The sequence below is a fragment of the Arthrobacter sp. NPDC055585 genome (assembly GCF_053619115.1).
Map to the genome: position 1 here is coordinate 109,018 of NZ_JBSHIT010000010.1, position 26,427 is coordinate 135,444.

Here is a 26,427-nt window from a genome sequence, read left to right on the forward strand (position 1 = left end):
TTTCACCGGTACGGCCCGCCATGCATCTGCATGCAGCTCGGCTATTCTGTGTCGATGATCACGCAATCCGCGCCCGGGAGACACCTTGTGGTGCGCAACGCCAACTTCCGGGCACTGTGGGTTTCCTCGACCATGGGTATCCTTGGCGGATCCGTCACTGCAGTGGTCCTGCCGGTCATCGCGGCCGTGGAGCTGGGGGCCAGCGACTTTGCCGTCGCAGCGCTCTCCGGGATGGTTTTCCTGCCCTGGCTGCTCTTCGGACTTCCTGTGGGGGTGATGGTGGACCGCCGCCGGCGTCGTCCGGTGATCCTGGTATCCCTGGTGGCCCGGATCCTGCTGCTTGCCACCCTCCCGGTTGCGTACTGGCTCGGTGTGCTCACCACGGCCCAGCTGTTCATCGTCTCTTTCCTGGCCGGACTGGCCGCGGTCTATTTCACGCTTGCGGAAGCTGCGCTGATTCCGCGCGCGGTAACCAAGGACGAACTGGTTGAGGGCAATGGGCTCATGACCGGTTCCGGTGCCTCCGCCGATGCCGTTGGCAGGGGGCTGGGCGGCTGGATGACCCAGGCTGTGGGAGCCTCGAACTCACTGCTGGTCCAGCTGGCCGCCTCGGTAGCCTCCTTCATTGCCATCCTGGGACTCAAGGTGAAGGAAACCGTCCCGGTCAGCTCTGAGAAACGGCATATCTGGCGCGAGATGAAGTCGGGGCTGCGCTACTCGCTCAGCACCACGCCGCTGCGGGTGCTGCTGCTGGTCGGTGCGCTCTGGAACCTCGGCGGGAACATCGTAGTGTCACTTATCGTCCTGCTGGTGGTGCGGACGCTGGGGGAGAACGGCACCTGGCTGGGATTCCTGATGGCTGCCACGGCCGTCGGCGGAACCCTTGGCGGCCTCAGCGTAAAGCGGCTGGCGGACCGGTTTGGTTCCGGTGTGGTGTGGCGGTTCTCAATGTTTCCGGCAGTGGCGGGCTACGCGGCACTGCTGCTGATGACTCCGGGCTGGGGGATGCTGCCCGGGTTCTTCGGGATGTTCCTGACCGGCCTCGCCATTTCCATGAACATCGTAGTTTCCACGAGTTTCCGCCAGCGGGTCTGCCCGCCGGACATGATGGGCAGGCTGGGCTCAGCTACCAGAATGGTCAGCTGGGGCATGCTGGCGGTTGCTTCCCTGGTTGCAGGGGTCCTTGCCACCACCATCGGAGTCCGCGGCGGAATCGTGGTGGGCATCATCATCGCTGTCCTGGCACCGATTGTTGCATCCCGCGGACCGCTGCGCGGGGTGCAGCATCTCGAGGACCTGGAGCAGGCCCCTGCCGCTTCCGTGCCGGCTGCCTCCGGCCCGGCCACTGCCGCGCCCGCGCCGGAGGCCGGCGGCAACCCGGAGTCCGCGGCCCAGGAAGAGCAGTCCGCCCGCTAAAGCCGGGCTGTGACGAACATCTCGTATCCCCGTCCGGAGCTTTGACTGTGGCCTAATACACTTAGAAGTGGTCCGCGGCCGCGCCATTCGCCGCGGAGTACAAAGACCCGGCCCATGCGGGCTTGCTCCGGCCCTGCGCCGGAGGACTTACCAACCGGTCACAAAGCAGTGCCGGCTGAGATAAAGGATGTGAAGATCTTTGAGCCAGAAGTCCGAAACCTGCCTGGATGCGTGGATGGACCGGGAGGCGATGGCAGAAGCCATGATCCCGCTCATTGGCCGCCTCTACCGGGAGAACAGCGTTGTCACCTCGGTTCACGGCCGCCCGCTGGTTAACCGCTCCGTGATCGACATTCTGAAGGCGCACCGCTTCGCCCGCCAGATTGACGACGTCGAGCTGCCGGTGTCCGAGACCCTGCCGATCCTGAAGGCCCTCACCGAACTCGAGCTCGGCGCCGCTTCCGTGGACCTTGCCCGGATGAACGCCAAGTACCAGCGCGAAGGCAACGGGGCACCCCTGGTGGAGTTCCTGCGATCTGAACTTGCCGACGTCGCCGGCAAGCACGGCGCTGACGAGCGCACCAGCACCGATGTGGTGCTGTACGGCTTCGGCCGGATCGGCCGCCTGCTGGCACGCATCCTCATCGACCACGAAGGCGGCGGACAGGGTCTGCGCCTGCGCGCCATCGTCGTGCGCAAGGGCGCCGAGAATGATCTGGTGAAGCGCGCCAGCCTGCTGCGCCGCGACTCGGTCCACGGAGCGTTCCCCGGCACCATCACCGTTGATGAAGAGAACAACACCATCCTGGCCAACGGCACGCTGATCCAGGTCATCTACTCCAATGATCCGGCCACCGTGGACTACACCGCCTACGGCATCAAGAACGCTGTTGTGGTGGACAACACCGGCCGCTGGCGCGATGAAGACGGACTGTCCCAGCACCTGAGCGCCAAGGGCGTTTCCCGGGTTCTGCTCACGGCTCCGGGCAAGGGTGACCTGAAGAACATCGTGCACGGCATCAACCACCAGGCGATCACCGATGAGGACAAGATCCTCTCTGCCGCGTCCTGCACCACGAACGCCATCACGCCGGTGCTGAAGGTCCTCAATGACAAGTTCGGGATCGTGAACGGACACGTGGAGACGGTCCACTCCTTCACCAATGACCAGAACCTGATCGACAACTTCCACAAGGGTGACCGCCGCGGGCGCTCGGCTGCGCTGAACATGGTCATCACCGAGACCGGTGCTGCCAAGGCTGTTGCCAAGGCACTGCCGGAGCTGGCGGGCAAGCTCAGCGGCAACGCGATCCGCGTTCCCACCCCGGATGTTTCAATGGCGATCCTGAACGTGAACCTTGAGACCGAGACCACCAAGGAAGAACTGAACACCTTCCTCCGGGAGACTTCCCTGAACTCCGAGCTGCACAAGCAGATCGACTACATCGATTCCCCGGAAGTTGTGTCCACGGACTTCGTCGGCTCCAAGCGCGCCGGCATTGTTGACGGCCTCGCAACGATTTCCAACGGCAAGAATGCCATCCTCTACGTCTGGTATGACAACGAGTACGGCTACAGCTGCCAGGTCATCCGTGTGCTGGAAGAAATGGCCCACGTGAACCCGCCTGCCTTCCCGCGGGCCGAGGAACTGGTCGCCAGCGCGTAAGCCAGCCTTTGCACAGCAAAGCGCCCCGCCCGGAAATCCGCGCGGGGCGCTTTGTTTTTGGTTATGTCTGCAGCTGTATGCCCCTAGTGGCCGAACGGATCCGGATCCACTCCCGGCATCCAGGACAGCCCCGGAACGTTCCAGCCGTTGGCCTTGAGGACCTTCCGCGCCTTGCGTCCCCAGCGCTCATTGAGCCGGTCCACATAGAGTTTGCCGTCAAGGTGGTCGTATTCGTGCTGGAGCACCCGGGCGAACCAGCCCGTCGCCTCAAACTGGACCGGGGCACCGTTCTCGTCGAAACCGGTAATCCTTGCCCATTCCGCCCGGGTGAGTGGAAAGTTCTCTCCGGGCACGGACAGGCAGCCTTCGACTTCCTCATCCGGGTCGGGCGCGGAGCCGGGCACCTTTGAGGTGAGCAGCACCGGATTGACGACGACGCCGCGGTCCGGTGCGTCGTCGTCGTTCGCAAAATCAAAGGTGAAGATCCGCAGGCCTACGCCAATCTGCGGCGCGGCAAGGCCCACGCCGTTCGCGACGTCCATGGTTTCGTACATGTCCGCGACGAGGGTGCGCAGATCGTCGTCGAATTCAGCAACTTCAGCGGCCCGGCGGTGCAGCACCGGTTCACCGTAGATGACGATTGGGCGGACGGTCATGGGTTCTGCTTTCCGTGCTGGGGAGCGGGTGAAGTGATGCTGCGGCCAATGAGGTCGCGCATGATCTCCGAGGTTCCACCGAAGATCGTCAGCAGCCGCGCCGCCAGGAAGGCCTGGGCCACCGGGTACTCAAGAATGTAACCGTAGCCGCCGTGCAGCTGCAGGCACCGGTCGGTCACGGACTTCGCGCGTTCACTGGCCCAGAGTTTGGCCTTCGCAGCCGAGACCGCGTCCAGGGATCCGGCGTTGAAAGCCTGCACTGCCGAATCCACGTAGGACTCCGTGACTTCGACTTCGGTGAGGATGTCCGCGAGTTCAAAGCGGGTGTTCTGAAAGTCGCTGATTCTGGCGCCGAAGGCGCCGCGCTCAGCGGTGTAGGCGGCAGTGGCCTCGTAGATGGTCCGCGCCACGGCCGAGGACGCGACGGCGATGCCCAGGCGGCCCTGCGGCAGCTGACCGGCGGCGTACTCAAGGCCGCGGCCTTCTTCACCCACCAGGTTCCCCGCCGGGACGAGGACGTCATCGAAGAACAGCTCGGCAGTGTCCGAGGCCTTGAGCCCCATTTTGTCCAGCTGGCGGCCGGTGGAGTATCCAGCTGTCTTCTCAACCATGAACATGCTGAAGGAGCGGGCGCCGCCGCGGCCGGTGCCGCCGTCGGTCCGGGCAAGGACCAGGGACGCGTCGCCGCTGATGCCGTTGCCGATGAAGGTCTTCTGGCCGTTGAGCAGCCAGTCGCCGTCTGCGGTGCGGACTGCCTTGGTGCGGATCCCGCGCAGGTCACTGCCTGCTCCCGGTTCGGTCCAGGCAACGGAAGTCACCTTGTCTCCGCTGACCATCTGCGGCAGCCAGCGTTCCTTCAGGTCATCGGAGCCGTAGGCGAGCAGGTGGGGGAGGACCATGTCGTCGTGGAGGTGGAAGGCCAGCCCCACGGCGAGGTGGTTGGCCCGGGCGAACTCCTCGTCCAGGACCACGCGGTAGCGGTAGTCGGGCATCCCTGCTCCGCCGAATTCCTCCGGTACGGCCAGGCCCAGCAGACCTTGCTCGCCGGCAGCCTTCCACAGGCGGCGCGGCATCATATGGTCGGCTTCCCACTCCGGATACCCGGGTGCAACTTCCCGCGTGTTGAACTCGCGTGCCAAGTCGCGGAACAGCTCGTGGTCTTCCTCGAAAAGCGTGCGTTCCAACGCGGCGCCTCCTTAGTTCTAGCCTGCCGGCGTTTGCGGTGCAGCTGCCCATGAGGGGGCAGTCAAAGCGGATACGTAAAAGGCCGCCCCGGAAATATCCGAGGCGGCCTTTGTGAAGCTGGGAACCAGCCTCTTCCGGGTGAGTAACGGGGGTTGAACCCGCGACCTCCTGGACCACAACCAGGCGCTCTGCCAACTGAGCTATACCCACCATGTGCACTCAGATTTATTCATTTCCAAAGTCCAGGCGAGTGGTCTTTGCAAACTCATTTATCTGAGGCAGCGGATACAAGCTTACACGGTTTTTGGACTGCTTCTGACACAAGAGCGCCTCAGGGCCCAAAATGTGATGCAGCTAACTGCCGGCGGATGTGCCGCTGATCTGCGCAGCAATCTTTTTTGCCTGCGCCGAATCGGGTCCGGGCTCCGGAACGAAGACGGCGGCACGGTAATAGCGCAGCTCGTTGATGGAGTCCTGGATGTCGCCCAGGGCGCGGTGGCCGCCGTTCTTCGCCGGCGCCTGGAAGTATGCGCGCGGGTACCAGCGGCGGGCGAGTTCCTTGATGGTGGAGACGTCGATGATCCGGTAGTGCAGGTAGTCGATGACTTCCGGCATGTCCCGGGCCAGGAACATTCTGTCCGTACCCACTGAATTGCCGGCCAGCTGGGCCTTCTTCGGCTCGGGCACCCACTTGGTGATGTACTCGATCACTTCGGCCTCGGCTTCGGCCAGGGTCATGCCGCCGGGAAGCTCATCGAGAAGCTTGGACGTGGTGTGCATCTGACGGACGAAGTCGCCCATCTGCTCCAGGGCGGCGTCGTCGGGCTTGATGACGACGTCGACGCCGTCACCGAGGATGTTCAGTTCTGAGTCCGTGACCAGGACCGCGACCTCAATCAGGGCATCGGCGCTGATATCCAGCCCGGTCATTTCGCAATCGATCCAGACAATGCGTTCGTTAGTTATTGGCACGAGACAAATGTACCCCGCACACGCGCAGCACCGTCGGCTCTACAGGCTGGAGTGACTCCGCTGCCGCCGGTCATGCTGTTCGGAATCTGCGGTCTTTACCGGCTGGTGTGAACCAGGCACATACGGCTGCAGCGGCAGCGACCCGGTATCCGGAGGTCCGAAGGTGCGGGTCCAGCGGCTCGCCTGTCCGGAGGGGCCGGGAACCGGAGTGCTGAGGAAATCCCTGGCCGCGCCGGGTGCCAGCGGAACGGCCGGCAGCGGGCTGTCCGGGACCTTTTTTGCGTCGACCGGGGTCTTGGCGGGCTCGGCTGCTTTGAAGGCTTCCGGTGTTTTGGGGAATTTCAGCTCATTGGCGGCGGGCGTAGTGTGCGGCTGCGGTGCAGTGCCCCTCGACGCATACCAGGCGGCAGTGAAAGCCGCCAGGAGCAGCCCAGAGAAGCCGGCCGCCATGGAAACGGTTACCTCGGCCCACAGCAGGCAAGCCGCGGTGGTGCCTGAGATGAAAATGCCCCAGCCCAGCAGCTCCGAGCTGCGCGGCGAACCTGCCGTCCGCTTTTCGGCGCGCTGGCCGCGCCGCCTGCCTTTTGGTTCTGCCCGGTGGCGCCCCACAGCCCATACCGCCTTGCCTCGTCCGACCCAACCGCTCCAGTCTATGTGAGCCGCACCGCAGAGCCGGTGCAGCGCGCCGCCGGGTCCCGAGGTGCGCCCATGTCTCGATGCTAATATTTGGCCTGACGAACCCGCCCAAGCCGGACCCGATGACGGGCAGTTGCACTGGGCGGATTCGCTGAGGGTGTGCACTGCGCATGCCCATGGAGGCACTTGCTTTCGAACCTGGTGCCCGTTCGCTGGGACCGCCGCACGAACCAGAGATTGGAACGACCAACGATGACCGCCCAGGTCCCTGCGACCGAGCCTTCGTCTCCCGACCAGGAGAGCACGAAAACCGACAACCCGAACGTTGCGATCATCCATGGTTTCGTCGGCTCCATGATGATGCTTGCCGGATCCCTTGGGGTCGGCTGGCTCTCGTTGTCCTCCACCGAACTGCGGCGTATCGAGTTCATTATGTGGCTGAGGTTCGAGCCCGTCGGCGCGGTGATCTCAGTCTTCCTCCTTGCCGTCGGCGGCATGCTGCTGGTCCGTTCCTGGCTCCGCTTCGGACAGCGGATCGGGGACTGGGGACCGCAGTCCCGTCCATATGTGCTCAAGGCGATCCTTGCCTGGGGCGGGCCGATGTGCCTTACGCTGCCGCTGTTCAGCCGCGATGTCTTCGCCTATATTGCGCAGGGCCTGGTGATGGTCAGCGGACTTAATCCGTACAAGGACGGTTATTCCCAGATTTCCAACTACCTCCAGCTGGGAGCGGACGACCTCTGGGCGCAGAGTCCCACTCCGTACGGACCCATCTTCCTCTGGCTGGAGGAAATCGTGGTGCGGATTACCGGCGGCCAGACCGAGTTCTCGATCCTGCTCTTCCGCCTGATCGCCCTCATCGGTGTGGCGATGTGCATCTACTACGTGCCCAAGCTCGCCGAATTGCACGGGATCAACCCCAACCGGGCGCTCTGGCTCACCGCCGCGAATCCGCTGTTCCTCACCAACTTCATTGCCAGTATCCACAATGATGCGCTGATGATCGGACTGGCTCTGGCAGGCCTGTACTACGCAGCCACCAAACGCGGTGTCCTGGGCATCGTGCTGGTTACCCTGTCCGTGGGCATCAAGCCCATCACACTGATTTTCCTGCCCTTTATCGCCCTGATGTGGGCGGGCAAGGGAGCGTCCTGGCCGCGGAAGTTCCTGTACTGGTTTATGACCGCTGCCATTTCGCTTGGCCTGCTGGCCATCCTTGGCGTCGTCAATGGCCTCGGCTTCGGCTGGGTAGGCGCGCTGAGCACTCCCGGCAGTGTCTGGATCTGGTACGCCCCGGTGGGCTTCCTGGGGCTGGTCGTGGCTACGCTGGGCAATTCGCTCGGACTGCCCGGCTGGTCCTTCGCCGACATCGTCCACACGCTAGGCCGGCTGGCTTCCCTCGCGGTTGTGGCGTGGCTGATGTTCGTGGGGGACTACTCACGCCTGGTACGGCGCCTGGCACTGGCTTTCGCAGCGATCGTCATGCTGGCGCCCATGATCCAGTCCTGGTACGTGGTGTGGCTGATTCCGCTGTTCGCCGTCACCGGCATCCGCAACGACTGGCAGGTAAAGACGCTCTACCTGTTCGTGTCCTTCTTTATGGTTTACGCAATCAGCGACCAGCTGGATATTTGGCCGTACTTCGAGTTCAGCCTCAGCGCCGCCCGGCAGATCGCCGCGGTCACCGCCGTCGCCTTCGCTCTCTACCTGATCTTCCTTGATCCGAAGACCAAGGTGCTCTTCCGCAAGAAGCTTACGGAGCCGGCTCCGGGCGAACTTCGGATTCGCTGAGGCGTCCGGCCCGGGCCAGGGCCGTGATCTTGCCAAGGGACCAGGCCAGCAGCGCCATAAGGAGCAGGTTTCGCACGGTCAGCAGCAGGGCAACGCCGATGTTCAGGTCGTTGTACAGGGCTTCGTAGAACATCGGGTAGACCAGAGTGGTCAGGGCGGCGACGGCGACCATCATGGCCGCAGGTACGCGCCAGGCACGTCCTTCCCAGGCCACTCCGACGGCAACCACTGCGCCGAGCCACAGCATAAATTGCGGCGAGCCGACCTTGTTGAACACGATGAAGGCAGAGACAAGGGCCAGCGATCCGGCGGCCAGGAGCGCGCCGGCGTCGGCACCGCGGCGCAGTGCCCAGAGCAGCAGCACGACGACGGCGACTGCGGCTACCGCCAGCAGCGGTGTCATCAGCGCGGCCACCGGTTCACCCAGGGCTCCGCGCACCTCGCGCGTATTGATCACCGTGTCTTCGAAGATGTGTGCATCGGACCGGCCCAGGATGGCCTGCCAGAGTCCGGGTGTAGTGAACGGTGCTTCGAGCTGCATTCCGCGGTCGCCCTGAGCGCCCACGAAGCTCAGCAGGTGCCGCACCCCTCCTGCGGCTGTAACCAGGAGGGCGACGGCGGCCGAGAAGGCAGCGCCTGTGACCAGGAGCGTGAGGCGGCGTTTGGAAACGGCCAGGACCGCGAGGATGACCGCTGCGGGCCAGACCTTGATCCAGGTGGCTGCGGACAGCAGCAGCGAAGCGATTACGGGGCGGTTGGCCAGCCACAGCAGCCCGATGATCACCAGCGGTACGGTGAGTCCGTCAATGCGTCCGACGGCAACCGGACCGAGCAGTGCCGTAATGCCCATCCACCAGTAGGCCGCAATGCAGCGCTGGCGGGTCTTTTCGCGCGTGAGGACAGCCAGGGCTGCGGCGTTGAGTCCCGTGAAGATCAGGAACCAGGCGAACTGGTAGGGCCCATACCCAAAGACCGCGGCCAGCAGCATGGGTGCCAGTGCACCGATGGGATAGACCCAGTCCGTGGTGATGCCCTGCCACTGTCCGTCCTGCAGGCCTTCGAATGCCCACTGGCGGTAGAACTGGATGTCGCTGAGTACCTCACCGGTGAAGATCAGGGGGGACAGCAGTCCGAAAAAGAGAAGATGTACCCCTGCAAATGTCAGCCACAGGACCCTGGGTCGCATGTAGCTGGGTTCGGCGGCAACCGGTGTGGACGACATGCGGGGTGGCACTCCTTAGCAGCGGGTTTTCGGGTGCGCAGGCCGCCGCACCCCAGCGACAAGGGTACCTGCGGCGCAAGTCCGGCATGCAATCGGTCGCCGAACACGGAATACTGTAGGCATGGGCGACGGAACAGAGCACTCGATCACTGCGGATTTTGAAGTTTCCTCCTGGGAACCAACTCCTTATGTAGTAGAGGGAACCAACAGCGAACTGTCCACGGTGCGGGCGGTGAAGATCTTCGAAGGGCCCATTACAGGTACCAGCGTCTCCGACCTGCTTTTGGCGGGGAACGCGACTGGCGCCGGGTATGTGGGCAGCGATGTTTTTGCCGGCAGTGTCGAGGGTCGTGAAGGCACCATGATTATCCAGCACTGGGGTCTTGCCGAAGGGGAGGCCACGGCCTCATCCGGCCATATCATTCCCGGTTCCGGTACCGGCGGTCTTGCCGGTATCTCCGGCAAAGCCATCTTTTCGCAGACTGAAGACGGTCAGCACCGTCTGGAGCTGCGTGTGTCTTTCCCGCTTCCTCCGGCTGAGCCGGATGCGCACGCGAACCTGGCTCATGAGTCCGTGGACGGACACTCCGTGGACGGTCACTCCGCGGACGCGCGCTAGCAGCTTGGCGGTGCTGCGGTTCCACTGATCGGGTGGGCTGGCTTTTTCTATCGGTGCCTGCGGGGAGGTCCGCGTACAGTCCTGCACACCTCTCCGGCTTTCAGGCCCACCTGCTTACTAGAATGGCGGTGGGTCATCCTCCGCCTGGGCGTCCTTCCCGGAGCGGGTTGAAGGCCGCGACCCTATTCGGCCTGGGAGGTATTCCAAGGCCGATTTTGTTCTATAAGTGCGCCCGGTGGGTGAGTCCCATTCGATGGTTCCGGGCTGTGGTTGGCGTGCTTTCCAGTGGCCGAGGGTTTTGAAGCGGTGGTGTTTGGGGCAGAGGTGTTCCAGGTTCGTGTGGTCGGTTGGTCCGCCGTGGAAGAAGGGTTTGGTGTGGTCGATCTCCGCGTGGGTGACGGTTACTGAGCAGCCGGGGAATCTGCAGGTTCCGTCCCGTGCTTGGAGCCAGCGTTTGAGTCCGGCGGGGATCCGGCGTGTTCGTCCGACGTTCAGGATTTCACCGGTGCTGGGGTCTTGGAGCAGGGGTGTCCAGTGCAGTGCCTCGAGGATCATGGCCCGTGCTGCATCTGGGCTGATGGGTCCGTAGCCGTTGAGTTCAGCGGGGTTCTCGTCGATGCCGGCGAGGGTGTCAGCGTTGATCAGGACCATGACCTCGGTGCGGACCTGTGACCGGTTCTGGTTGCGGTGCCGTTCCGCCCGCCGCGGACGCTTCGATTCCCTGTTCGCAGCGGCTTTGCGGTCGGTGGTTTTTTGTCCGGCTGTACCAGTATCGTTTGCGGTGTCCGTGGTGGGTTCGCCTTCGAGGAGGAGGGCGGTAAGAGTGTCGGCGCGGAGCTGGTCGATAGTGCGGGGGTCTCCGGCATGTTTGCCGGCTTTGGCTGCACCGGTGAGGGCAGCGAACATGGCCTGGCCCTTCTCAGCAGCGATGATCGCACTGAGGCAGGACATACCGTCAGGCAGCGGCTGGAGGTACACTCTGCGTTTGTCCTTCGCCTGCCGGTGACGGACCGGAATCAGATCCGGAAACCGGGACTCCCGAAGTCTGCGGGCACGGCGGCCAAACCCCGCAGCAGTCCTGCCCTCCGCCTCCGTGAGCAGATCACGCTCGAACGCGCCACGAACACTGAGCACCTCGGCACCGGCCAGGACATCATCGGTTCCGGCTCCGCCTGCCGACGCTGCCCCGTTGTCAGCCGGTCCCGGTCCTCCACCCTCACATCCGGCCTCACCTCCGTCACCAGCTCCGTCCTCGGCGCCATCACCGTTCTCCATCGAGCCCGAGATCCAGCTGACCCGGATCCCCGGCAGAGTGCTTTGCGGCGGTGCCTGCCTCAGCCCGGCCATCGTCGCGCACTTCCGTATCCGGAACCTCAAGGACCTCCGTGGGGAGGTTGTGGGTCTCTTCGAGGATGATCCGGGCATGCTGGAGACCGATCTTTCCCTCAGCCAAGCGGGCAAGGGTCTCCGGAGCATCAGCACACAGCCGGGAGGATTCACTGATCAGCTGCATCGCCGTCATGTGCGGAATGTTCAGGACAGTTGACGCTTCAGCAGCCGCGAGACTCAGGGCAAGGGCAGGTTCTTCACGGCCCGATGCATCGGCAATGTCCCGGGCAAAAAGCACCTCCAACCGTGCTGCAACATGTGCCTGCTGTGCCTGCGCCCAGGAGATCAGCATGCCAAGGCGCTGTAAAGCAGAAACAGTCTCCCCGTAGCCCAGAGACTCGGCACCACCGAACGACAACCTGCCAGCTAACCCCTCCGGCAGCGACGTCACCGCGGTGTCATCCACATGCGCCGGATCGGCACAGAACACGGCGCTCCGTTCCCGGTCAGCTGACCGGGAAAACTCAGCTGACCGGGAAAAAGGTGTGCCCGAGGAGCGGTTCATACCCCAACTCTTTCAGCCGCCTCTGACATTTCGAGGCCATAACCAGCCCTTTTCAGAACCACGAATTACGGGTGATTTACCCGCTTTTTGCGGATACGGAGCCGACGGTTACGGGAACCATCGGACCGGGACGCGCACCCGGGGTGAGGGCTGCAGGACTACATGCACAGCACCGCCCAGGACTAGGAACCCAGCCCCGCCACCGCGGGCAAACCCGAGACCGAATACAACAGCCATGCCGCGGCGGCAGCACTGCTGTAAATGACCAAGGCGAACAGCACCAGCCAGACGCCGGAGGGTACCTTCGTGCGCTGGGCCAGGATCCAGGCGTCTGATGACTGCAGGGCGCTGCGCCTCCGGGTATGAACACTGAGTACATTCAGCCAGTCGCGCACCGCACCAACGATAAGCGCGATTCCCAAAGACGCAATGGCGAACGAGGCGAAGGCAGCCGGAACGAACCAGAGCAGAAGCACCGCCGCACCGGCACATCCCAGCGCTATCGCAGCGCCCTGAAGATTGCGGATAAAGACCAGCGCCGCCAGCAGGACCAGCACTCCGACAGAAAGAGCGGCAGGCGCCCAGCCCGCCTGAGCAGCCCAGATCAAGACCAAGCCTGTCAGCGCGGGAACGGGATAGCCCCAGAACCCGGACCACACGGCCCCAAACCCGCTCCGGCCAAGGCTTCGCATCTGGCCGGAATGATCGAACCGCAGCTCTATGCCCGCAATCCGGTGGCCGGCGGTCAGTGCGGCAAACGCGTGGCCGAGTTCGTGGACAAAAGTGACATAAAGCCCGAACCAGCGCCAGGTCCGTGCGGGGACCGAAAGCAGCACGGCAACGACGACGACGGCGGCCAGCAGCCAAGGCTGCGCCTGGAGCCCTTCAGCCCGGAAGAATCCCGCAGTGACCCTGTCCCAGAAGTCTGCAGCCCAGGTCAAAGCTCGAGCTGGCCGCGCAGGATCGACTTGCCGGAATGCTCCGGGTTGCCGTCCAGAGGTTCATCGGAGATGTCCACAATCGGGTAGGCGCTCAGGTCGAGACCATCCGGAATCTTGAGCCGTGCCTCGGTGCCGTCCATCTCGCCCAGGCTCACCATGGAGGTGATGTCGGGGGAGATCAGCCAGACTTCCCGGTAACCCTCAGCATCACTGCTGCTGGAGGTGATCACGAGTTCGCGTTCGCCGTCGGGCAGCAGATCAACGGTCGCCGTGCCCTCGTCGCTGTAGGAAGGAAGAGGATCCAGTGGGATGGAGGCAAGCACTTCAGACTTGGGGGTGAGGCTCTGAACCACGCCCCAGGTCGCGGCTCCGGCAACTACTGCCGCCGCTGCTGCGGCGGCGAGCCACTTAGTCCCGCGGCGGCGTCGTCGTTCCTCTGCCAGCGAGACTGGGCGTGCCGCTCCGGCAGGCGCCGTACCGGCCTGTGCCTCGTCGCCGGAAGGCGCCTGCTGGTCTTCCAGCGGGTCCCGGCTGAGGGACGGGTCAAGGCCCAGCGCGTCGTGGATATTGGCCCAGACAGCTGGGGGAGGCACGGAGCCGGAAGGAGCGGTGCTGCGGCCGGCTCTGACCACCCTTCCGTAAGCGCTGACTTCGATCCGGCACTGGTCGCAGTTCTCAAGGTGGGCGGACTCTTCGGCGGTGGGCTCCTCGCCCAGGGCCAGGAGGGCCAATGCATCATCGTGCAGGTGCTGCATCGCTTACCTCCAATCGTTGCCGCAGTTGACTAAGTCCCCGGCGAATGTGGCTTTTGACGGTTCCGAGCGGCAGGCTGAGCCGTTCGGATATCTGCTGGTGGGTCAGGTCTTCGTGGAAAGCCAGCCGCAGTATGGAGTGCTGCGGTTCACCCAGCCGGGTGAGCTCGGCATCCAAGACCACCTTGTCGGCGACCCCTTCCGGGTCAGGTCCGCCGGCGGCAGTTCGCTCACTGGCAGCGGCGGCGCCTTCCATGACGTCGTCTTCACGGAGCCTCGAGGAGGTCATCGTGGAGGCAACGTTGCGGGCAATCCCCACCAGCCACGCGGCGAGCGTTGACCGTTCGGGGGAGTAGGTCTCCCGGTACCTCCAGGCCCGAATGAACACTTCCTGCACGGCGTCGTCCGCCGCGCCGGCGTCAACAAGGCGGCGCAGGGACATGGTGCGGACCAGCGGGGCGAAGCGGCGGTAGGCTTCGGCGAGTGCTGCTTCCTCACCTGCGGCAAAAGCCTGGTCCAGCCCGTCGTCCCGCTCGGGGGCACCGGATGACATCGGGGAAAATCTCCTGCCGTTGACCTGTGTAGGAGCCGCTCGGGAGTACATGCGCGTGCGGATTTTCCCTATGATACCGGTGTTGCCGTGAGCACAACGTTATCTTCATAGTCGTTCTCCGTGTCGAGCCACTTTCCACCGCAGGTGACCAGCTTGAGCACGTGGTCTCCCGTCCGGTCAAAGAGGCGGTGTCCGTCCAGGGACCGCTTGGCGATGTTCTCCACCTGCCGGGTCTCATACGCGACCTGTGATCCGTCCTCGCGTGTGACCGTGACACGGGTGCCGGGGGCGACGTTCTTGAGTCCGGCAATAGGCAGAACTTCTGTCTGCGAGTCCACGTGCGCGGCCAGCACGGAAGACCCGGAGTCCGCACCCGGGGCCGGGCCGTACTCGTACCAGCCCGCCTGGACGTGGTTGTTGGGAATGGCCATGGCACCGTTGTCCTCGACGCCGACGGGAACAACTTCCAGATCGATGCCTGTGCCTTCCACCTGGACCCGGACGGGAGCGGGGACTGCCGCAGACGCTTCAGGCGTTGCCTGCCGGATGGGGATGTTTGCCGTGCTTTCCGGAGGCAACACAGGTGCGGTGCCGGGGGACTGCTGCTGTGTCTGCCCGGCCATGGCCGTCGACTCGCTGGCTGCCGGTTCCGAGGCGGCCGGGACGGAGGCACAGGAACCCAGGGCAAGTGCGCCGGCCGCCAGCAGGGCAGCCGCCAGGTGTCTGCGTGAGCGTCCGGTCTGGTGCATGTCAGGAGACCTTTCAGTCGTTCTCGTCGTTCTTAGATGATGGTGGGGAAGGAAGAAGGTGCAGCGCAGCCGTTTCGCCGGCTGCACCGCACCTTCAGTGTTGCAAGGGCGCTGCACGCCCGCGGATTACTCTGCGGAGGTGGCTTCCACGGTGCTGCGGCGGCGGGCCACCACTGCGGTGCCGGCCAGCGCCATCAGCGTCAGGCCGCCGGCAGCAGCAAGCATGATGCCGGCGTTGTTGTCCTGGGCTGCGGGCAGCGCACCGGGAACTGCATTCGGAGCGCTTTCCATGCCCTCGACGGTCTGGGTAGCAAGAGCCAGGTTTCCGGCCTCGAGGGAACCCCACGCGTAGACGATGGTGTGCACGCCTTCGGGCAGGGTCAGATCTGCCGGGCCAATTACCGGGTCAGTCGTTCCCGCCGCTGCGACGGAGGCGGAGATGGTGCCTGCGTCTACCGTGAGGGTCTTCTCCTCAGGGTTGACGAGGTTGGAAATCACCGGGGCGCCGTTGGCGAGCACGTCGACTGCCGGAGCAGCGGCCACGTGGCGGACGGTCAGGTCTGCCTTGCCGGCCTCGATCGTGGACATGTCATTGGTGTAGAGGTTAGCAGTCGGAGTTCCGTCGGCAGAGAGATTGGCTACTGCCGTAAAGTTCCCGCCTGCGGTCAGTTCCGCGGTAACCGGGCCGATAATCGGTGCCGAGGCATCTGCGGCATCCGGCGCCGTGATGGCAAGCTCATAGCTGCCCGCAGGGAGTGAGAGCGGTCCGGCCATGCTGCCGGGGGTGAAGTCATCAAGGGTCAGTTCACCGTTGACGTACACATCCACAGTCGTGTCGGGGACGCCGTGGAAAACGGAGAGCTGGGCCTCATCCGCTGCCATAGCTGCGGGTGCTGCTGCCAGTGATGCGGCTGCTGCCAGTCCTGCTGCTGCAAAAAGGGTGGTGGTCCTGCGCATGGCTTCTCCTTATGGTTTCTGTGCCGGGTGCTCTGCCCCTGGCTCTTTGTGGCCTACACCTCCTTTACTCACGGGGCTGCAGGTTTGGATGCAGAAGTATGAGAAATTTCTGAAAAGTTTTTCGGGTCCGTTCCCGGGCAGCCTTTGCAGCCCCGGGGAGGCCGTTTCGCTGCCCGGGACCGTGCCGCCTGCGTAGTATCATCGATTGGTCTGCCCCCGTAGCTCAATGGATAGAGCAACGGCCTTCTAATCCGTAGGTTGCGCGTTCGAGTCGCGCCGGGGGCACAACTCATGAAGCCTCCAAAGCGGTTCTGCGCCTTGGAGGCTTCATCGCTGTCCGGACCCGAGCTCCTGCCTCCTCATCCTCTTCTCCTCCACAACCCGCCCAGTCCGGCAGCTTTGGAGAATTCTGTCCACGCCCCTCAGAGACGTTGAACCACATCCGGCCGCTTCCGAACAGACTGGCAGGACCGGCCAACCGCCGGGTGGGAACGTCAAGGAGAAGGGGCAGAGCAATGAATGACACCATCACCCTCCGGGGATTTGTTGCAACGGAAGTCCGGACCAACACAGCGGACAGCGGGCTGGCAGTCGCCGGGTTCCGGATGTGCACCACGGAAAGGCGGTTCGACAGGGAAACAGGCCTGTGGCTCGACGGACACACCAACTGGTATTCCATTTCAATGTTCCGCCAGCTCGCTACGAATGCCGGCGCAAGCATCCACAAAGGAGACAGGGTGATCGTTACCGGCCGGCTCAGGGTCCGCCAGTGGGCCACGGACAGCGGGCGCAGCGGCACTTCTGTGGACATCGACGCCGATGCCGTTGGGCACGACCTCATGTGGGGTACCGCAAACTTCCGCCGCAGCATTGCGGAAAAGGCTTCCCTGCAGGGTGTCCAGGAGGCCGGCAGTGTGCCGGGGTCCGCTCAGGGGCACGGTTTGGAGGACGGAGTCGGGATGATCGGATCGGATGTCGACCCTGAAACCGGTGAGCTGCTGGGCTCAACGGGAGATTTCACCAGCAGCGGCGGGATGGCGGACGGCGGGATGGCGGACCTGGAAGGCGGATTCGCCGACAGCCCGCAGACGGAACCCGAGCCTGCAGCCTACTGAGCCCGGCCGGTGCAAGACGGTGACGCAACCGGGCTAAGGGCACCCGGCCGGGCAGCCCTGAGCTGATCGGGGACGACGAGCCGTACTGCTGATCGGGGACGACGAGCCGTTCTTAGGGAACGGCCAGCGCAGCAACGGCAAGGGGGCATGGCAGAATGTCAGGGTGATGGCAGCAGAGCACTTGAGCACCTCCCGCCGACGGCGGTTGGCAGCGCTCGCCGTACCGGCTGTCCTGATGCTGGCGTTGTCAGCGTGTACCGGCACTGAGGCTGAACCAGCACCGGCGGCGCCCGGCTCCCCGGATACGAGCGCCGCGGCCCCCTCGGGAAGCTCGGAACCAGCGCTGTCCGACTCCCGCCGGGCCGTTCAGACGGCGTTGTCAGACCTGCTGGCCGCTAATCCAGCACCTTCCCGGGAAGACATCCGCGGAGCCTGGGCCAGTGCTGGCTTCAGTCCGGAGGCGGTTGAAGTGTCCCAGGACGGCACACCGACCGGTCTCGCCGTGGACTCGATCATCTCCGCTGCTCCGGAGGGAACGGACTGCCTAATCGGGGAGATCAGGGACGGGAAACTGGCACTGACCACTGCGCCGGCGCTCGCGAACGGACAGTGCCTGCTCGGGGACGACCGGTAGGACCCGGCCCGGTTCATGCCGAAGCGGCGGGTTGGCCCGGATCTGTGCCGAAGTGCCGGGCTGCACAAAACAGCCTGTCGATGCAGAGTGCGCAAAATGGCACTTAGTGGTCTCGACGCACTAGCCTGAGATCATGGCGGAATTTATCTACACAATGACCAAGGCCCGTAAGGCCGTTGGCGACAAGGTTATCCTCGACGACGTAAGTATGTCCTTCTACCCCGGCGCCAAGATCGGCGTGGTGGGGCCTAACGGTGCGGGTAAGTCCACCATCCTGAAGATCATGGCTGGTCTGGATACCCCGTCCAACGGCGAGGCCCGGCTCAGCCCCGGCTACACGGTCGGCATCCTCCTGCAGGAGCCGCCCCTGAACGAAGAGAAAACCGTCCTGGGCAACGTCCAGGAAGGCGTGGGTGAGATCTACGCGAAGATCCAGCGTTTCAACGAGATCTCCGAAGAAATGGCCCAGCCGGACGCTGACTTCGATTCGCTTCTTGAAGAGATGGGCAAGCTGCAGGAAGCCATCGACGCCGCTGACGCCTGGGATATCGATTCCCAGCTCGAGCAGGCGATGGACGCGCTGCGCTGCCCGCCGCCGGACGCCGATGTCACCGTTCTCTCCGGCGGTGAGCGCCGCCGGGTGGCCCTCTGCAAGCTGCTGCTGCAGAAGCCGGACCTGCTGCTGCTCGATGAGCCCACCAACCACCTCGACGCCGAGAGCGTCCTGTGGCTGGAACAGCACCTCTCCTCGTACCACGGTGCAGTCCTCGCCGTGACCCACGACCGGTACTTCCTCGACCACGTGGCCGAATGGATTGCCGAAGTGGACCGCGGACACCTCTATCCGTATGAGGGCAACTACTCGACGTACCTCGAGAAGAAGCGGGCCCGCCTGGAAGTCCAGGGCAAGAAGGACCAGAAGCTGGCCAAGCGCCTTGCGGACGAACTCGACTGGGTTCGTTCAAACGCGAAGGGCCGCCAGACAAAGTCCAAGGCCCGTCTGGCCCGCTATGAGGAAATGGCGGCAGAAGCGGAGCGCACCCGGAAGCTGGACTTCGAAGAAATCCAGATCCCGCCGGGACCGCGGCTCGGCTCCCTGGTGCTGGAAGCCAAGGGACTGGAGAAGGGCTTCGGCGACCGCAAGCTGATCGACGGCCTGTCCTTCTCGCTTCCCCGCAACGGAATCGTAGGCGTCATCGGCCCGAACGGCGTCGGCAAGTCCACGCTGTTCAAGACCATCGTGGGCCTGGAGCCGCTGGACGGCGGTGACCTGAAGATCGGCGAGTCCGTCAAGATCTCCTACGTCGACCAGTCCCGCGGCGGCATTGACCCCAACAAGACGCTCTGGGAAGTCGTTTCCGACGGTCACGATTTCATCCAGGTTGGACAGGTTGAGATGCCGTCCCGTGCCTACGTCTCAGCGTTTGGTTTCAAGGGCCCGGACCAGCAGAAGAAGGCAGGTGTGCTCTCCGGTGGTGAGCGTAACCGCCTGAACCTGGCCATGACCCTGAAGCAGGGCGGAAACCTGCTGCTGCTCGATGAGCCCACTAACGACCTCGACGTCGAAACCCTTTCCAGCCTGGAAAACGCGCTGCTGGAATTCCCCGGCTGCGCCGTCGTGGTGTCGCACGACCGGTGGTTCCTGGACCGTGTGGCCACGCACATCCTTGCGTGGGAAGGCACCGACGAGGACCCGGCAAACTGGTACTGGTTCGAAGGCAACTTTGAAGCCTACGAGCAGAACAAGGTTGAGCGCCTGGGCGCCGACGCCGCCAAGCCGCACCGCGTCACGCACCGCCGCCTGACCCGCGACTAAGCTGCCGGCCGCGACTAAGCTGCCGGCCGTGACTTTGCCGGGGCCCCGCAGCCATGCTGCCGGGCCCGGCAAAGCGGGCCCGGCATAGCCTGCCCGGCTCCCGGGCACAACGAAAGCGCCCTGCCATCAGGCAGGGCGCTTTCGTGTTCTATCGGATCGATTCGTGCCTCCGCGGCAGGCCGCAGCAGTGCGGGCACAACGTGGGCGGCCGCAGCCCGGCTACCCGGCAGTGGAATAGTCCGGCAGGCGGAGCATGCCTTCCTGCGCGATGGTAGCGACCAGCTCGCCGCCGCGGTTGAAGATCCGTCCCGAGGACAGCCCCCGGGCACCTGAGGCACTGGGGGATTCCTGCACATACAGCAGCCACTCATCCACGCGCAGCGGCCGGTGCCACCACATGGCGTGGTCCAGGCTGGCCACGGACATGCCCGGCGTGGCCCAGGAGATGCCGTGCCGGCGCAGCACAGGCTCCAGGATGGTGTAGTCAGTGGCGTAGGCCAGGGCGGCGCGGTGCAGGTTCTGATCTTCGGGCATGGGGCCGAAGGTCTTCATCCATACCGCGTTGCGGGCGCTGCGTTCCGGATCTGCCTCAAAATAGACGGGCTTGGCCACATGGCGGATATCCATGGGCCGGTAGTAGGACCAGGCCTTCGCCACCGGATGGTCGAACCCGGAGAGCAGTTCGGCAGTGGTCGGAAGCGACTCAGGATCCGGAATGCCTTCGGGCATGGGCGTCTGGTGATCGAGTCCTTCATCAGGCACCTGGAAGGAGGCAATCAGGGACAGGATCGGCACGCCGTTCTGGTAGGCATGCGTCCGCCGTGCAGAAAACGAACGGCCGTCGCGGAGACGCTCCACACTGAAAGTGATCGGCAGGTCTGAGTCGCCCGGCCGCAGGAAATAGCCGTGCATCGAATGCATCAGCCGGTCCGGGGAAACCGTCCGGGCTGCTGCCACCAGGGACTGGCCGAGCACCTGACCGCCAAAAACCCTCTTCCGCGGTTCGTGCTGTGACCCGCCAACGAAGATGTCTTCGTCGGTTTTCGCCCCTCCTGCATCACTGAGATCAAGCAGATCAATCAGGGCTGCGGTTGGGTCAAAGTCTTCGGCTGGTGCCATGTGGGTCTGTCTCCTAGCGGGCGGTATCCATAAAACCTGACCCGCAGCGAACCGCGGGCCAATTCCGAGATTAGACGTACGCGCAGGTTAGCCCCAACATTTGGACCGTGGCATGGGCCGCGCCGGACGAAGGTCACATTCGCCCCGGGCCGCCGGGCCCCGGGTGCTTTCGCCTCCGCAGCGCTTCTCCTGCAAAGATGGGAAGCATGCCTATCAACCGTTTTCCCATCCAGCTGCGCTTTGGCGACGAGGACTCCAACGGCCACGTCAACAACGTCCGCTACGTGCAGTTCCTCGAAGAAGCGAGGGTACGCCTGTCGCTGCTTCCGCTGGCAGGTGCCCGGGGCAGCGCGAGGACCCGGGGAAGAACGGACAGCGCTGCGGAACCGGAGACCTTCCGTTCAGTGACGCGGGAAACGGGAAGCACGCTGGTGGGACGCCAGGAGATTGAGTACCTCACTCCGCTGGTGTACCGTCCCGATCCGGTATGGATCGAAATCTGGGTCAGCGGGGTAGGGCGGTCAAGCTTCTCCTATGGTTTCAGGCTTACCGACGAGGACGGTGGAACCGTCTATGCCGTGGCAGAAGCAGCCATGGTGATGGTCGGGCGGGAGAGCGGACGTACCGTGCCGCTCTCAGAACGGCAGCGGCAGATCCTGGAAGGGTGGGCTGGCGGGGAAGTGCCCTTCCGCCGTGCAGCCGCAGGGGCAGCAAAATGACGCAGGCACAGGCCCTGGTGCTGGCTGATCCGCAGGTCACAGCGGACCTGCGCAACTTCGTATCCCGGGCCCGCAGCGCGGATGACGGCGCGGTGCGGCTGCAGGCTGTCGGGGGAGTGCTGGCCGCCTACGTATGCATCCTGCGCCCGAGAGTACTTGGGGAAGCCATGCCCACGGTGATCGGCATGCGTGCCATGCCGCTGGCAGTTCCCGCCGAGCTGGATACAACAGTGCAGCTTTCAGCCGTCGCGGACAGGCTGGCGCGGCTGGACGACGGCGCCACGGAACTTCCGGTTCCGCCCATGACGGTGTCCGAGAGCTGGGCCGGGATCAGCGCGCCGCGCACCGGCTGGCAGCTCGAGGAGGAGGTGGATGCCGCACTGCTGGAGCAGACGGCGCACCGCGGTATTAAAGAGGTAGCGGCACGGATTCCGGAAAACCCGGGCGCAGCAATGATCAGCAACGTCCGGGTACCCATCTGGAGCGAACCGGTTGGCGGCCTGGAAACGCAGCTGCCGGCCGGAGCCGCATTCGCAGCGCTGACGCTGGGCTTCCTGCCGCGGCCGGGGACGGCATCGCTGTTCAGCAACGGCCGCTGGCTGCGGCTGAGCACCAGCACCGGTCACGTGCTGGTGCGTCCGCCGTCGGTCCTGTTCTAGGCCGAATTGACCATTGAGTGTGCTGCTCGTTCCAGGTAGTCCCAGAGCGTTGCCTCGTGCAGCGGGGCCAGGGAGAGCGAATCGACGGCGACGCGCATGTGGCGCAGCCAGGCGTCCCTGGCCGCTGGAGTAACTTCAAAGGGCATATGGCGCATCCGCAGGCGGGGGTGGCCGCGCAGTTCGCCGTAGGTCTTTGGTCCGCCCCAGTACTGCTCAAGGAACATCAGCAGGCGCTCCTTGGCCGGACCCAGATCCTCTTCCGGGTACATGGGCCGCATCAGGGGGTCCTCCGCGACCCCGTCGTAGAACACGTCAACCAGCTTCACGAACGTCTCGTGACCTCCGACGGCCTCGTAGAAGTTGTACCCGGGAGCGGTGAACCCGGTGCCGGGAACGGATGCCGTCAGCGGCAGCGAGGACCCTTGGCGGGGCTGTTCAGTCATTTGCTGTCTTCTTCCTGTGCTGCCGGGCCGCTGCCCGCAGCGGGCTCGGCGGGGGGAACGTATTTACCCTGAGACCGGTTGCCGACCTTGGCGAATTCGCCGTTGCGGATGTACCAGATGACCCCCCGTTCATCGACCAGACGCGTGATGCGGATGCCAACGGACTGGACGGTTCCGGTTGTGTCACCGACCTCGATTACGTCACCGATGCCGTACTGGTCTTCGATGGTGATGAAAAGGCCGGCCAGGGCATCCCTGATCAGCTCGCGGGCGCCAAAGCCGAGTGCGATGCCCACAATACCCACGCTGGCGAGCAGAGGGGCGATGTTAATGCCCACGGCATCCAGGACCATGATGATCGCCACGGTCCAGATGGCAACGCTCACGGAGCTGCGCAGCAGGGCGCCGATGGTGTCAGCGCGCTGCGCGCGGCGTTTGTGGTCCAGGTTGCGCATCACCGGGTGGGCCCAGCGGAGCCTCTGCGTGCGCAGCAGCGAGGAACCCTTTTGGGCCCGGGCCACCACTTTGGAGATCAGGAAGCGGGCGATCAGCCAGACGATCAGGGCGGTGAGGATGATAATCCCGCCCTCGAGCAGTCCGCTGAAGTCGAACTCTTTCATCTCGATGCCTGGAGTGTCAGTCATTGCCGGTAGCTGCACAGGTGCTGGTCATCCTTTGAATATGGGGGAGGGGTCTTACCAAGACTACTGCCCGACCCGCTCCGCGGACGTTTCGGCGGATCCGTCAGGCCAGGGTGCGGGCAGTGTGCTCAACCGGAAAGTTCACGCTGCGGGCAATGAAGCACAGCCGGTGTGCCACCTCATGCAGGGCTGTTGCCGTCTCCGGTGAGCCGGCAGAGATACGGACAACGGGACGGAGCAGCACCGAAGTGAATTCGCCGCTTCCGTCCCGGTTTAGGCGCAGGGTTCCCTCGGCGTCGTCCTCGTAGGACACAACGCTGATCCCGTTCTTCACCGCCACATGGAGGTAGGAGAGCATATGGCACTGGGCCAGCGCCGAGAGCAGGAGTTGTTCCGGATTCCAGCGGTCCCGGTCGCCGTGGAAGGTCGGGTCGGCGGTACCGGGCAGGTCCGGGAGCCCCGGCGACCGGAGCACATGGTCCCGGCCGTAACCGCGGTAGGTCTGTGTGCCGGAACCGCGGTTGCCGGTCCACTCCAGGGTTACGCCGTAACGGTGTTCTGAGAGGTTCACAGCTTTAAGCTACCGTGCCGGACCCCTGCCCCAGGAGCTGGGACCGGGATCCGGCACGAATGCGGCAAGGCGGTTTAACGGTCGGCCGCCTGGGCCTTCAGTGCGCGCACGACGCCGTCGCGGTTTTCCAGCAGCAGCCGGCGCAGTGCCGGGGCTTCATCGCCGAGCGATCCCAGGAACGCGTCGGTGCGGTCGACGGTCTCCTGAGTGGTCAGCCGCGCCGGGTACAGGCCGACGACGATCTGCTGGGCGATCTCGTGGGTGCGGGTTGCCCAGACTTCGCGCAGTGAATCGAAGTACCGCTGGGCGTACGGCTCCAGCAGGGCCGTGTCATGGACCCGGCTGAACCCGCCGATCGCCGCACGCTGGGCAGCGTTGGGCAGGTCGGAGCGCACAACAATCGCGTCCCACGCTGCGGCCTTGGCTTCATCCGAAGGCAGCGCCGCACGGGCGCCGGCGGCAGCGAGCTGGCCGGTGGCCGTGGCGTCGCGTTCCAGCTCGGCGGCAATATCCGCCTCGCCCATTCGGCCACCGGCGACCAGCGCAGTGAGCAGTTCCCAGCGCAGGTCGGAACCGACCTCCAGGTCTTCCAGGACCAGATCGCCGGAAAGCAGCGCACCAACGGAATCGAGCTGTGCGGGGGTCTGGGCATGGGCTGCGAACGCCTTGACGAACTGCAGCTGGGAGTCAGAGCCCGGAGCCGCGGCGCGGGCAAGGTCCCAGAGGCTGTCTGCCGCCGCCGCGCTCATGGGCTCGCGGTCCTGCGGCGCTACATAGAACGTCAGCGTCGTCGCGAGCTGGCGCAGCAGGACCTGCACCACCGAGGAGTCAGACTCGGAGGCGATGTTCTGCAGCACCAGTTCCACGTAGTTGCGTGCCGGGATTTCGCCGTCGCGCGTGGCGTCCCAGGCCGAAGCCCACACAAGAGTGCGGGGCAGCGACTCGGCGATGTCCCGCAGGCGCCGGGTGGCCAGGTGCCAGGACGCGTCGTCGAGGCGGATTTTGGCGTAGGCCAGGTCGTCATCGTTGAGCAGGATCAGGTCCGGGCGCTGCTGGCCTGCCAGTTCGGGAACCGGTGTCAGCTCACCGTCAACGTCCAGCTCCACCCGATGGGTACGGCGCAGCTTGCCGTCTTCGGCAGTGTTGTAGAAACCAATCGCCAGGCGGTGGGGGCGCAGCGTCGGGTACTCGGCCACCGCGGACTGCGCGACGGCGAAGGACGTGATGACGCCGTCGTCGCCCGTTTCAATGACCGGGCGCAGCGTATTGACGCCTGCAGTCTCCAGCCACTGGGCGGACCACTGGCTGAGGTCGCGGCCGCTGGCGGTTTCCAGCTCGGAGAGCAGGTCGGAGAGTTCAGTGTTGCCCCAGGAGTGCTTGCCGAAGTACTCGCGGACACCCTGCATGAACTTGTCCTGTCCAACCCAGGCCACCAGCTGCTTAAGGACGGAGGCGCCCTTGGCGTAGGTGATGCCGTCGAAGTTGACCTGGACGTCTTCCAGGTCCCGGATTTCGGCGACAATCGGGTGCGTGGTGGGCAGCTGGTCCTGGCGGTAGGCCCAGGCCTTCTCCATGGATGCGAACGTGGTCCAGGACTGCTTGAACTCGGTGGCCTCGGCAGCTGCCAGGGCGGACATAAATTCCGCGAAGGACTCGTTCAGCCACAGGTCGTTCCACCAGCGCATGGTGACCAGGTCGCCGAACCACATGTGGGCGAGTTCGTGGAGGACCGTGATGGCGCGGCGTTCAACCGTTGCGTCGGGCACCCGTCCGCGGAAGACATAGCTTTCCAGGAACGTCACGGCCCCGGCATTCTCCATGGCCCCGGCGTTGAACTCGGGTACAAAGAGCTGGTCGTACTTCTCGAACGGGTACGGGGTACCGAACTGGGACTCGTAGAACTCGAAGCCCTGGCGGGTGAGCTCGAAGATGTTCTCCGCGTCCAGGTATTCCATCAGCGACTTGCGTGCAAAGACGCCCAGCGGAATGGTTCGGCCGTCGGAGCTGGTGAGCTCGGAGCGTACCGACTGGTACGGTCCGGCGATCAGCGCAGTGATGTAGGAGGAAATCCGCGGTGTCGGCTCGAAGGACCAGGTGGCGCTGGGATTCGCTGAATCCTCCGCGCTGGCGCGTACCGGCTCCGGGGTGGGGGAGTTGGAGATGACGTCCCAGTGGGACGGCGCCGTCACGGTGAAGCGGAAGGTTGCCTTCAGGTCGGGCTGTTCGAAGACTGCGAACATCCGCCTTGAATCCGGAACCTCGAACTGGGAGTAGAGGTAAACCTCGTTGTCCACTGGGTCCACGAACCGGTGCAGGCCTTCGCCGGTGTTCATGTACAGGGCGTCGGCTTCGACCACCAGCTCGTTGCTTGCTGCCAGGTTGGGCAGCTGGATGCGGACGCCGTCGGAAGCTTCTTCCGGATCCAGGCTGACGCCGTTGAGCGTAATGCGGTGGACCTTGGACGTGACGGCATCGATGAACGTGGAGGCTCCCGGCTGTGCACCGAAGCGCACCACCGTGGTGCTGCCAAAGACTTCGTCGCCGCGGGTCAGGTCCAGATTGATGTCGTAGGACTCGACATTAATCAGTTCGGCCCGTTCACGCGCTTCAGCGCGGGTGAGATTCATACCTGGCAAGGAAGAGCCTTTCGGAGTGGAGAGTGATCGCCGGGACGGTCAGTCGACGCGTCCCGGCGGCAAAG

The 26,427-nt window shown here is 64.5% G+C and carries 26 protein-coding genes and 2 tRNA genes; 10 read left to right on the forward strand and 18 right to left on the reverse strand.

Annotated elements, in window-relative coordinates:
- Positions 1-54 precede the first annotated feature (54 nt).
- Positions 55-1,416, forward strand: a complete 1,362-nt coding sequence (locus tag ACWGQ2_RS16050; protein ID WP_452019028.1) for an MFS transporter — start codon at positions 55-57, stop codon at positions 1,414-1,416.
- Positions 1,417-1,615: 199 nt separating this feature from the next.
- Complete coding sequence (locus ACWGQ2_RS16055; protein ID WP_452019030.1) at positions 1,616-3,082, forward strand: glyceraldehyde-3-phosphate dehydrogenase; 1,467 nt, start codon at positions 1,616-1,618, stop codon at positions 3,080-3,082.
- Between the two features lie 83 nt (positions 3,083-3,165).
- On the opposite strand, the gene ACWGQ2_RS16060 is transcribed toward ACWGQ2_RS16055, so the two are convergent.
- The 5 genes from ACWGQ2_RS16060 to ACWGQ2_RS16080 all read right to left on the reverse strand — a co-directional run bounded on the left by ACWGQ2_RS16060 (position 3,166) and on the right by ACWGQ2_RS16080 (position 6,504).
- Positions 3,166-3,738, reverse strand: a complete 573-nt coding sequence (locus tag ACWGQ2_RS16060; protein WP_452019032.1) for a peptide deformylase — start codon at positions 3,736-3,738, stop codon at positions 3,166-3,168.
- Positions 3,735-4,922: an acyl-CoA dehydrogenase family protein gene (locus ACWGQ2_RS16065; protein ID WP_452019034.1), complete on the reverse strand. Its 1,188-nt coding sequence runs from the start codon at positions 4,920-4,922 to the stop codon at positions 3,735-3,737. The genes ACWGQ2_RS16060 and ACWGQ2_RS16065 overlap by 4 nt, the downstream gene beginning before the upstream one ends.
- 138 nt (positions 4,923-5,060) lie before the next feature.
- Positions 5,061-5,133, reverse strand: a tRNA-His gene (locus ACWGQ2_RS16070).
- Positions 5,134-5,277: 144 nt separating this feature from the next.
- Positions 5,278-5,895, reverse strand: a complete 618-nt coding sequence (gene orn, locus ACWGQ2_RS16075; protein ID WP_452019036.1) for an oligoribonuclease — start codon at positions 5,893-5,895, stop codon at positions 5,278-5,280.
- Between the two features lie 39 nt (positions 5,896-5,934).
- Complete coding sequence (locus ACWGQ2_RS16080) at positions 5,935-6,504, reverse strand: hypothetical protein (RefSeq protein WP_452019038.1); 570 nt, start codon at positions 6,502-6,504, stop codon at positions 5,935-5,937.
- 279 nt (positions 6,505-6,783) lie between these two features.
- Between ACWGQ2_RS16080 and mptB the strand changes: the two genes are divergently transcribed.
- Complete coding sequence (gene mptB, locus ACWGQ2_RS16085; protein WP_452019040.1) at positions 6,784-8,322, forward strand: polyprenol phosphomannose-dependent alpha 1,6 mannosyltransferase MptB; 1,539 nt, start codon at positions 6,784-6,786, stop codon at positions 8,320-8,322.
- Here the strand turns inward: mptB and ACWGQ2_RS16090 are convergent.
- A complete protein-coding gene (locus ACWGQ2_RS16090) occupies positions 8,285-9,544 on the reverse strand; it encodes a glycosyltransferase family 87 protein (protein ID WP_452019042.1) in 1,260 nt (419 codons plus the stop codon). The two genes, mptB and ACWGQ2_RS16090, sit on opposite strands and share 38 nt — an antisense overlap.
- Positions 9,545-9,665: 121 nt before the next feature.
- Here ACWGQ2_RS16090 and ACWGQ2_RS16095 point away from each other — a divergent pair, with 121 nt between their 5' ends.
- Positions 9,666-10,163 (forward strand): DUF3224 domain-containing protein, encoded by a 498-nt coding sequence (locus tag ACWGQ2_RS16095; RefSeq protein WP_452019044.1) that lies wholly within the window; start codon positions 9,666-9,668, stop codon positions 10,161-10,163.
- 117 nt (positions 10,164-10,280) lie between these two features.
- Here ACWGQ2_RS16095 and ACWGQ2_RS16100 read toward each other — a convergent pair whose 3' ends face one another.
- The 7 genes from ACWGQ2_RS16100 to ACWGQ2_RS16130 all read right to left on the reverse strand — a co-directional run bounded on the left by ACWGQ2_RS16100 (position 10,281) and on the right by ACWGQ2_RS16130 (position 16,009).
- A complete protein-coding gene (locus tag ACWGQ2_RS16100) occupies positions 10,281-11,438 on the reverse strand; it encodes a DUF222 domain-containing protein (RefSeq protein ID WP_452019046.1) in 1,158 nt (385 codons plus the stop codon).
- Positions 11,425-12,057, reverse strand: a complete 633-nt coding sequence (locus tag ACWGQ2_RS16105) for a hypothetical protein (RefSeq protein ID WP_452019048.1) — start codon at positions 12,055-12,057, stop codon at positions 11,425-11,427. The genes ACWGQ2_RS16100 and ACWGQ2_RS16105 overlap by 14 nt, the downstream gene beginning before the upstream one ends.
- A gap of 182 nt (positions 12,058-12,239) precedes the next feature.
- Positions 12,240-12,998: a M50 family metallopeptidase gene (locus ACWGQ2_RS16110; protein WP_452019050.1), complete on the reverse strand. Its 759-nt coding sequence runs from the start codon at positions 12,996-12,998 to the stop codon at positions 12,240-12,242.
- The gene (locus tag ACWGQ2_RS16115; RefSeq protein WP_452019052.1) at positions 12,995-13,753 is read right to left on the reverse strand and encodes an anti-sigma factor domain-containing protein; all 759 of its coding nucleotides are present in this window, start codon (positions 13,751-13,753) and stop codon (positions 12,995-12,997) included. The genes ACWGQ2_RS16110 and ACWGQ2_RS16115 overlap by 4 nt, the downstream gene beginning before the upstream one ends.
- Positions 13,734-14,303, reverse strand: a complete 570-nt coding sequence (locus tag ACWGQ2_RS16120; protein ID WP_452019054.1) for an RNA polymerase sigma factor — start codon at positions 14,301-14,303, stop codon at positions 13,734-13,736. Before ACWGQ2_RS16120 ends, ACWGQ2_RS16115 begins: the two co-directional genes overlap by 20 nt.
- 68 nt (positions 14,304-14,371) lie before the next feature.
- Entirely contained in the window at positions 14,372-15,052 is a 681-nt protein-coding gene (locus ACWGQ2_RS16125) for a class F sortase (protein ID WP_452019056.1), read from the reverse strand.
- A 126-nt stretch (positions 15,053-15,178) separates the two neighbouring features.
- Positions 15,179-16,009 (reverse strand): DUF4397 domain-containing protein, encoded by an 831-nt coding sequence (locus ACWGQ2_RS16130; RefSeq protein ID WP_452019058.1) that lies wholly within the window; start codon positions 16,007-16,009, stop codon positions 15,179-15,181.
- Between the two features lie 212 nt (positions 16,010-16,221).
- Between ACWGQ2_RS16130 and ACWGQ2_RS16135 the strand changes: the two genes are divergently transcribed.
- The 4 genes from ACWGQ2_RS16135 to ettA all read left to right on the forward strand — a co-directional run bounded on the left by ACWGQ2_RS16135 (position 16,222) and on the right by ettA (position 19,574).
- A tRNA-Arg gene (locus tag ACWGQ2_RS16135) sits at positions 16,222-16,294 on the forward strand.
- 230 nt (positions 16,295-16,524) lie between these two features.
- On the forward strand, positions 16,525-17,124 hold the full coding sequence (ssb, locus tag ACWGQ2_RS16140; RefSeq protein WP_452019060.1) for a single-stranded DNA-binding protein: 600 nt from the start codon (positions 16,525-16,527) through the stop codon (positions 17,122-17,124).
- A gap of 166 nt (positions 17,125-17,290) precedes the next feature.
- Entirely contained in the window at positions 17,291-17,758 is a 468-nt protein-coding gene (locus ACWGQ2_RS16145; protein ID WP_452019062.1) for a DUF6993 domain-containing protein, read from the forward strand.
- A 133-nt stretch (positions 17,759-17,891) separates the two neighbouring features.
- Positions 17,892-19,574, forward strand: a complete 1,683-nt coding sequence (ettA, locus tag ACWGQ2_RS16150) for an energy-dependent translational throttle protein EttA (RefSeq protein ID WP_452019064.1) — start codon at positions 17,892-17,894, stop codon at positions 19,572-19,574.
- Between the two features lie 219 nt (positions 19,575-19,793).
- Here ettA and ACWGQ2_RS16155 read toward each other — a convergent pair whose 3' ends face one another.
- Positions 19,794-20,693 carry an acyl-CoA thioesterase gene (locus ACWGQ2_RS16155; RefSeq protein ID WP_452019066.1) on the reverse strand — a complete coding sequence of 300 codons (900 nt, stop codon included), beginning with the start codon at positions 20,691-20,693 and terminating at the stop codon, positions 19,794-19,796.
- Positions 20,694-20,899: 206 nt separating this feature from the next.
- Here ACWGQ2_RS16155 and ACWGQ2_RS16160 point away from each other — a divergent pair, with 206 nt between their 5' ends.
- Together ACWGQ2_RS16160 and ACWGQ2_RS16165 are read left to right on the forward strand one after the other, a co-directional pair.
- The gene (locus tag ACWGQ2_RS16160) at positions 20,900-21,412 is read left to right on the forward strand and encodes an acyl-CoA thioesterase (RefSeq protein WP_452019068.1); all 513 of its coding nucleotides are present in this window, start codon (positions 20,900-20,902) and stop codon (positions 21,410-21,412) included.
- Entirely contained in the window at positions 21,409-22,071 is a 663-nt protein-coding gene (locus ACWGQ2_RS16165) for a hypothetical protein (RefSeq protein WP_452019070.1), read from the forward strand. Before ACWGQ2_RS16160 ends, ACWGQ2_RS16165 begins: the two co-directional genes overlap by 4 nt.
- Here ACWGQ2_RS16165 and ACWGQ2_RS16170 read toward each other — a convergent pair.
- The 4 genes from ACWGQ2_RS16170 to pepN form a co-directional block, all read right to left on the reverse strand.
- Positions 22,068-22,514 carry a globin gene (locus ACWGQ2_RS16170; protein ID WP_452019072.1) on the reverse strand — a complete coding sequence of 149 codons (447 nt, stop codon included), beginning with the start codon at positions 22,512-22,514 and terminating at the stop codon, positions 22,068-22,070. The genes ACWGQ2_RS16165 and ACWGQ2_RS16170 overlap by 4 nt on opposite strands.
- The gene (locus tag ACWGQ2_RS16175) at positions 22,511-23,158 is read right to left on the reverse strand and encodes a mechanosensitive ion channel family protein (protein WP_452019074.1); all 648 of its coding nucleotides are present in this window, start codon (positions 23,156-23,158) and stop codon (positions 22,511-22,513) included. The genes ACWGQ2_RS16170 and ACWGQ2_RS16175 overlap by 4 nt, the downstream gene beginning before the upstream one ends.
- A 100-nt stretch (positions 23,159-23,258) precedes the next feature.
- Complete coding sequence (locus ACWGQ2_RS16180) at positions 23,259-23,726, reverse strand: OsmC family protein (protein ID WP_452019076.1); 468 nt, start codon at positions 23,724-23,726, stop codon at positions 23,259-23,261.
- Between the two features lie 74 nt (positions 23,727-23,800).
- Positions 23,801-26,353 (reverse strand): aminopeptidase N, encoded by a 2,553-nt coding sequence (gene pepN / locus ACWGQ2_RS16185; RefSeq protein ID WP_452019116.1) that lies wholly within the window; start codon positions 26,351-26,353, stop codon positions 23,801-23,803.
- Between the last annotated feature and the right edge of the window lie 74 nt (positions 26,354-26,427).